Source organism: Limosilactobacillus gastricus DSM 16045 (assembly GCF_001434365.1).
Classification (GTDB): Bacteria; Bacillota; Bacilli; order Lactobacillales; family Lactobacillaceae; genus Limosilactobacillus; species Limosilactobacillus gastricus.
Genome location: NZ_AZFN01000037.1, coordinates 1 through 6,460 on the forward strand (window position 1 = coordinate 1; position 6,460 = coordinate 6,460).

At 42.5% G+C, this 6,460-nt stretch carries 7 protein-coding genes and 1 pseudogene; 5 read left to right on the forward strand and 3 right to left on the reverse strand.

Going from position 1 to position 6,460, the window contains the following annotated elements:
- The first annotated feature begins 1 nt into the window (after position 1).
- Positions 2-637 carry a 3,4-dihydroxy-2-butanone-4-phosphate synthase gene (locus FC60_RS08865; RefSeq protein ID WP_082601388.1) on the forward strand — a complete coding sequence of 212 codons (636 nt, stop codon included), beginning with the start codon at positions 2-4 and terminating at the stop codon, positions 635-637.
- Between the two features lie 90 nt (positions 638-727).
- Here the strand turns inward: FC60_RS08865 and FC60_RS08870 are convergent, their stop codons facing one another.
- On the reverse strand, positions 728-1,438 hold the full coding sequence (locus FC60_RS08870) for an SDR family NAD(P)-dependent oxidoreductase (RefSeq protein ID WP_056938020.1): 711 nt from the start codon (positions 1,436-1,438) through the stop codon (positions 728-730).
- A gap of 168 nt (positions 1,439-1,606) precedes the next feature.
- Positions 1,607-2,287 (reverse strand): DUF6198 family protein, encoded by a 681-nt coding sequence (locus FC60_RS08875; RefSeq protein WP_056938021.1) that lies wholly within the window; start codon positions 2,285-2,287, stop codon positions 1,607-1,609.
- Positions 2,288-2,427: 140 nt separating this feature from the next.
- Between FC60_RS08875 and pepF the strand changes: the two genes are divergently transcribed.
- Positions 2,428-4,245, forward strand: a complete 1,818-nt coding sequence (gene pepF / locus FC60_RS08880; RefSeq protein WP_056938022.1) for an oligoendopeptidase F — start codon at positions 2,428-2,430, stop codon at positions 4,243-4,245.
- 22 nt (positions 4,246-4,267) lie between these two features.
- Here pepF and FC60_RS08885 read toward each other — a convergent pair whose 3' ends face one another.
- On the reverse strand, positions 4,268-4,729 hold the full coding sequence (locus FC60_RS08885; RefSeq protein WP_056938023.1) for an Lrp/AsnC family transcriptional regulator: 462 nt from the start codon (positions 4,727-4,729) through the stop codon (positions 4,268-4,270).
- 150 nt (positions 4,730-4,879) lie between these two features.
- On the opposite strand from FC60_RS08885, the gene FC60_RS08890 reads away from it, so the two are divergent.
- The 3 genes and pseudogenes from FC60_RS08890 to FC60_RS08900 all read left to right on the forward strand — a co-directional run.
- Positions 4,880-5,338, forward strand: a complete 459-nt coding sequence (locus FC60_RS08890; protein WP_040467902.1) for a universal stress protein — start codon at positions 4,880-4,882, stop codon at positions 5,336-5,338.
- Positions 5,339-5,503: 165 nt separating this feature from the next.
- Positions 5,504-6,097, forward strand: a complete 594-nt coding sequence (locus FC60_RS08895; RefSeq protein WP_153672883.1) for a flavodoxin — start codon at positions 5,504-5,506, stop codon at positions 6,095-6,097.
- A gap of 124 nt (positions 6,098-6,221) precedes the next feature.
- A pseudogene (locus tag FC60_RS08900) lies at positions 6,222-6,431 on the forward strand (aquaporin); the annotation flags it as partial.
- Between the last annotated feature and the right edge of the window lie 29 nt (positions 6,432-6,460).

Genomic DNA, 6,460 nt, shown 5'->3' on the forward strand with positions numbered 1-6,460 from the left:
TCTGTCCAACTTAGGGGGTTCACTTCTTTTTATTATTTTAGCTGATGATGAAGGACGGGAAAATGAAGGTGACTTGGTGGCCTTAACCCAAGACATCCAACCAGCTGTTGTTTATCAAATGTTGCATGAAGCAAATGGCTTAATGTGTGCACCAATGCCAAAGGCGTTAACCGAAAAGCTCGGCTTTACTCCAATGGTTAAGCACAGTACCGATCCTCATGGGACTCCCTTTACAATCACCGCCGATGGAACATTAGCAGCTACTGGCGTGACGACCGGGGTGTCTGCATTTGATCGGGCGGCAACGATTCAACAAATGGCCAAGCCGGGTGCGAAGGCAACCGATTTTAATCATCCAGGCCATATTCAACCCTTATATGCTCAACCAAATGGGTTGCGGGACCGGGTAGGGCATACCGAAGCGGCGGTTGATTTAGCCTATCTAGCTCATCGCCAACCGGTGGCGGTGATTATTGAAGTCTTAAAAGACGATGGGACAATGGCCCGCCGGGATGCTTTAGCAGGAATGGCTGATCGATTAGAGGTGCCTTTCTTGACGATTGACGCAATTGTTAAGTACATGGATGATCATGGAATTGTAAAGGCTGCTGATGAAGTAGCTGAATTGGTTAAATAGTAAAATTAGCTGCCAAATATAATGATTTCATAATCAGACGAAATAAAAAATCGAGAATGGGAAAAGTTCACCATTCTCGATTTTTAATTATCAGGGCAGTGCTTTGCCATCCCGGAAGAAGCCACCTGTGGGACCTTTATCCGGTAGTTCGGCAGCCCAGGTAACACTCTTTGCACTATCTGTGACCTTTCGACCGAATCCACTACCATAAGTGTCAGTTACGTCTGGACAGACGGAATTGACAAGGATGCCATATGGTGCGAGATCCCTGGCCATTTTCACGGTGAGTCCGTTGAGGGCCAGTTTACTGATACCATAGCCCATTGCGCCATACTTACCATAACGAAGGCCGTAATCTGGATCATCATAAGAGCCAGCGCCACTAGATACGTTTACAATCCGGGGGTGGTCCGACTTCTTTAAAAGCGGTAAAAACTTTTGGGTAACGTTCCAGGCACCAACGACATTAGTATCAAGAGTTTCCTTCATCAATTCAATGCTTTCTTCTTCAATGGAAGCACCAGCTTTCATTAAGGCCGCGTTATTTACGAGTATATCAATTCTGCCGTATTTGGCTGCAACGACCAAGGCAGCTTGTTGGGCACTTTCTTCGTCATTAACATTAAGTACAACATAAGAAGCATTAATATCGCTATCTTTTAGCTCTGCAACCAGAGTTTCTAATTCTGCTGCTCTTCTGGCGGCTAGAATGACAGTATACCATTTTTCGCCCAATTGCTTCGCTGTTTCGAATCCTAAGTTTCCTTGGCGTCCTGCGCCGGTGATAAGTGCGATTTGCATAGTGAATACCTCTTTTCCTGCACCAAAATATGATGGGGTGATTTTTGGTGCTCAAAATTGTATCACATGGGAGACGGAAGATGAATTTTCATGCATTTCGAACTCATTGATACAAAAGAACCATCAATCCTTGATATTTCAAGAATTGGTGGTTCTACATCGTTTTGGTTAATGTAATGTTGATTTAAAGTCAAGATGATGATGCAGTTGCGGGAAAATATGTTGGTCAGCCCAACCAATAATGTATCCTTGCATCACAAAGTTAAGAATAGTCCCAATATTAACAGCAAAGAGTTGATGCGTAAGGATGGCAGTAACAACGATGATGGCAATGGGTGGAATATTACTGTCCCATTGTGACCAGCATGGTGATCCATGTAGAAAACGGAATCTTAAAATGAAAGGTAGATCATCATTCGGGTGTAAGACAACGTTGGCCCGTTGATAAAGGGACACGGCCACGGCCACGCCAGTTAGGCCAACTAGGTCGAGGACAAAGCGCCAGCCAATTGGCAAGAAGGGAATCCCCATAGCGAAGAAAAGTTGCTTAAACCAGGCTAACAGATAACTATATGGCACAATAAAGATTAAATTACGGAATAAGCGGAAGTAATCAAACTGCCCAAGTAAAATCAAATTAACGATAGCAACAATAACACCCTCTAAAAAGAGGGTGTTACCTAGTGAAAGATTAAACAAGTGTGCCAAGTTAACGGCTGAAGCAGTCCAGACGGCACTTCCCATATTGGTAGAAACCGTTAAAGCGTTAAAAAAGACGTTCAGCAAAATTGATAGCATCAAAAAAATCAGACGACCATCAAAGGTATTGGCAACTTTTTCTGACAAGATAAGATCCTCCCGTAAATCCTACTTTATAACGGTACCCATCTTAACACCTTTTTCAAAGGATGAACGATTAATTTTTTAGATTTATCAAGATTCTGCTAAAATCATTAAATAATAAAGAACGATGAGGAGATTTAGTCCAAATGCCAAGTACACACTTACCTTTACGAAAAGATGTCCCGAATGAATTAAAGTGGGATTTAAGTTTACTTTATTCCGATGATCAAGCCATGCAGGCGGACTTAGCCGAGATTACTAAACTGACGGCACAATTAGGTGATTTGAAGGGTCATTTAGGTGATAGTGCCCAAACTTTAACTCAGGTTTTACAAGCTTCCCGCGACCTTGACGTGAAGTTAGAAAAAGCCTATGTCTATGCTTTCTTGCGTCGGGATAGTGATACTACTGATGCGAGGGCGAATAATTTATTTGGTCAAGCTGCGCAAACCTTAGTTCAGGTACAAACGCAAACGGCCTTCATTGATCCAGAATTATTGGCACTTCCCGAAGGCACGTTAGCGAACTGGTTAACAACAAGTCCGGCCTTGCAAGAATTTGCAGTGGAGATTAAGCGGATGCGTCTACAACGGGACCACGTTCTCAAAACGAGTGAAGAAGCTCTCTTAAATCGACTAAATCGTACCTTAGACAGTGCTGAAGAGATCTATAATACCTTAAATGATGCCGATCTAAAATTTGGACAAATTAAAGATGAGCACGGCCAATGGGTCGAGTTAACCCATGGGAACCGTAGTCAATATACCGAATCAATGGATCGCTCGGTACGCCAAGCAGCGGTAAAAGCTTACGCTAAGCCATACCATGATTTAAGAAATACCTTTGCCCAGACTTTTAATAGTTTTGTCAGCAGTCAAAATGCCCAAGCAGAAATTCGTCATTATCAATCGGCTCGGCAGGCCTCCCTATCTCCCCATCAAATTGACGAACAAGTTTATGACACCTTAGTGACCACGGTAAATGATCATCTAGACCTAGCCCATCGCTGGTATGCAATCAAGCAACGGGCGTTGGGGATTAGTGACTTTTCACAAGCTGATCTCAACGTTCCTTTAGCTGGCAATGATGTTATGAAAACAACCTTTAGTCAGGGAAAGGAACTAACACTGGCAGCCTTAGCGGTGCTGGGTGATGATTATGTGAAAGGTCTCCAAACAGAATTTAACCAACGGTGGATCGATGTGGCCGAAAACAAAGGGAAACGCTCGGGTGGTTATCAAGTTAGTGTCTACGATGGTAATCCCTTCATTCTCTTAAATTGGACTGATAAGCTATACAGTACTTTTGTCCTAGCGAACGAATCCGGTCATGCGATGCATAGTTGGTTTAGCCAACACCATCAACCAGCCCAATATGCGGATGCGCCGATTTTTCTTGCTGAAGTAGCCTCGACCTTTAATGAAAATATTTTGACCGAATATTTACTGGCCAAGTATCAAGACGATCCGCAAATTCAACTTTACGTTTTAGAAGAATCAATTAATGGCTACATTGGGTCCATTTTCCGCCAGACTCAATTTGCGGAATTTGAGCATCAAGCTTATCAAGCAGAACAAGCCGGTCAAACCTTAACGGCCGATTATTTAGATCAGCTTAGTACAGAGCTTTTGCATCGATACTACGGGCCCCAAGTAAGCTTGTTAGCAGGAGGTGCTAGTCAGAGCTGGGCCTATGTACCGCATTTTTATATGAATTATTATGTGTACCAATACGCTACTTCTTGGGCTGCTTCATCCAGTCTTGCCCAACAAGTTTGGACGGGACAAACGGGAGCTCTAGATCGGTACCTAGGCTTTTTGAAATCAGGCAGCTCTAAAGATCCGATTGAAACCATGCAGGCAGCGGGCATTGATATGACCGGCCGTGCTTATCTGGATCAAGCATTAAAGATGTTTGCAGAACGATTAGATCAAATCGAGGACTTGTTAAAACATCAAAAATAAGGTTCCGCTCGTGAGCGGAACCTTATTTACTTTCTTCTTCTTCGGCGTCACTAAACATGATGCCCCGGTTTTCAACACTGGTAGAAAAGACAATTTGGGTGCTGGTTTTACCAAACCGTCGTTGGATTTCATTAATGAAGGAATCGAGTTCCGCAGTGGTGGGGAAAGCGACCTCCATGACTTCCGAAAAGTCACCTGTGACACAGTTACATTCGATGACATTCGGGACTGATTGAACATAGGGATAAAATTCGTCCTTTTGCCGTGGTTCGAGTTGAACCATGATGAAGGCTTTAACATGGTAGTCAATCGCATCGAGGTTGATGCTCATGTGGTAGCCGTTAATGATCCCGGATTTTTCGAGCTTGTTAATCCGCGCCGCAATAGCGGGTGAAGAGATAAAACATGCATTGGAGAGCTCTTTAAGTGAGATTCGAGCATTCTCCTGTAGCATGTTAAGAATTTTCTTATCAATTGCGTCCATGATACAACTCCCTTAGGCTAGTAATATTAATTACTAAAATATTATTAGATTTTGATTAAAATGTCAATTGGATTATGGAAAAGCGCGGCAATCGTGAACCAGTGAATATGGTATAATAAATATAAAGATAGGTTGCACATGGAGGTTGAGATCATGCAAGAATACAACAACATTTTAGTTCCGGTGGACGGTTCAAAAGAAGCGGAGATTGCTTTTGAAAAGGCGGTTAACAATGCCAAGCGGAACCATGCACACTTAGATGTTTTAAATGTTATTGATACCCGGGCAATGTCATACAACTTTGCGGGGATGTCAGATAGTAGTATTGCTTACCAGTTGGTAGATAAGTCTCAAGAATACTTAAATGAATTGGTTCAACGGGCCAAGGATGAATTTGACTTTACGGATGTTGATGTGCATATCCGGCTAGGTAATCCAAAGACTGTAATTGCATACGATTTCCCAAAGGATCACCACAATGACTTAATTATGATTGGGGCAAGTGGCTTAACGCGGATTCAACGGGCAATGATTGGTTCGGTGACCTCGTATGTTAAGCGGTGTGCTCCCATTGATGTTTTAGTGGTGCGAACGGAATTAGATAAATAAAATCGGTTTAAAGAGAGCGACTGACGGTTAATCTACGAGATTAATGGTTGGTCGCTTTTAGTATGCATTAGGAGAATGGTACCATGTGAAATAAGTTTTGTTAGGACTAGCAAATTTTACCTAAACTAATCATACCAACTTAGAATTTATTAGGAGGATTTGATAATGACTGCAATCCGAGTTCGAAATCGATTGATAATTACTATCATGACCATGATATCGGCGTTGGCAGCTTTTTGGAGCAATTTTAGTCAAGCAGACCTGGTTGAAGCTAGTCCGACGGCTGCCACGAAAAAGACCTTAATTATTTACTTTTCCTTACAGGGCTCGACAAAAGAAGCAGCCCAATATCTTCAAAAGCAAACTGGTGCGGACATGGTCCGGATTTATCCCCAAGATCGGTATGATGGCTATAGTGATGCGGCAAAGCGTGGGGAACGAGAGTTGAAGAATAATATTCACCCGGCCTTAGCAACGCAATTACCGGATCTGGATCAATACGATACCATTTTGTTAGGTTATCCGACCTGGTGGTCACGCCCGCCAATGTTATTTTGGACTTTATTTGAGGAATATAATTTTAAGGGTAAGACCATTGTCCCCTTCACCACGAGTATGAGTACGCCCATTAAGGATTCTCAAAAATATGTTCGTCAATTGGCTGAAGCCGATGGAGCGAATTTCAAAAATGGGATCCGTTATGATGATAACCAAGCCCAAGTTCGTCAATGGCTAACCAAGCTTGGTTTGATCAAGTAAGCACAGGAACTTGAGAACCGTTCTTAATTTATCGAGTGCTATCCGAATGATTGACATTATATATATTAATTTGGTATTATAGAAAAGTTGGATAAAATCAAATTAATAGGAGGGAATCATGAAGATTCAAAACTATGTCGCCGAATTCTTCGGTACATTCATGCTGGTCTTTTTAGGGACCGCAACGGTAGTCATTGCTAAGGGCAATGTCTTAGCAATTGGGTTAGCCTTTGGGTTAGCTATTACGATCTCCGCATACTCATTTGGAGCCGTATCTGGCGGCCACTTTAACCCAGCCGTAACGACAGCTATGTGGTTAAACAAAAAGATCGAAGTGAAGTGAACCCTTAAAGTTGGACACTT

What these genes read in the sequence shown, in the direction of transcription:
- pepF (WP_056938022.1), top strand. Translation starts at nt 2,428, where the DNA reads ATGCCAAGTACACACTTACCTTTACGAAAAGATGTCCCGAATGAATTA.
- FC60_RS08870 (WP_056938020.1), bottom strand. Translation starts at nt 1,438, where the DNA reads ATGCAAATCGCACTTATCACCGGCGCAGGACGCCAAGGAAACTTAGGA.
- FC60_RS08885 (WP_056938023.1), bottom strand. Translation starts at nt 4,729, where the DNA reads ATGGACGCAATTGATAAGAAAATTCTTAACATGCTACAGGAGAATGCT.
- FC60_RS08895 (WP_153672883.1), top strand. Translation starts at nt 5,504, where the DNA reads ATGACTGCAATCCGAGTTCGAAATCGATTGATAATTACTATCATGACC.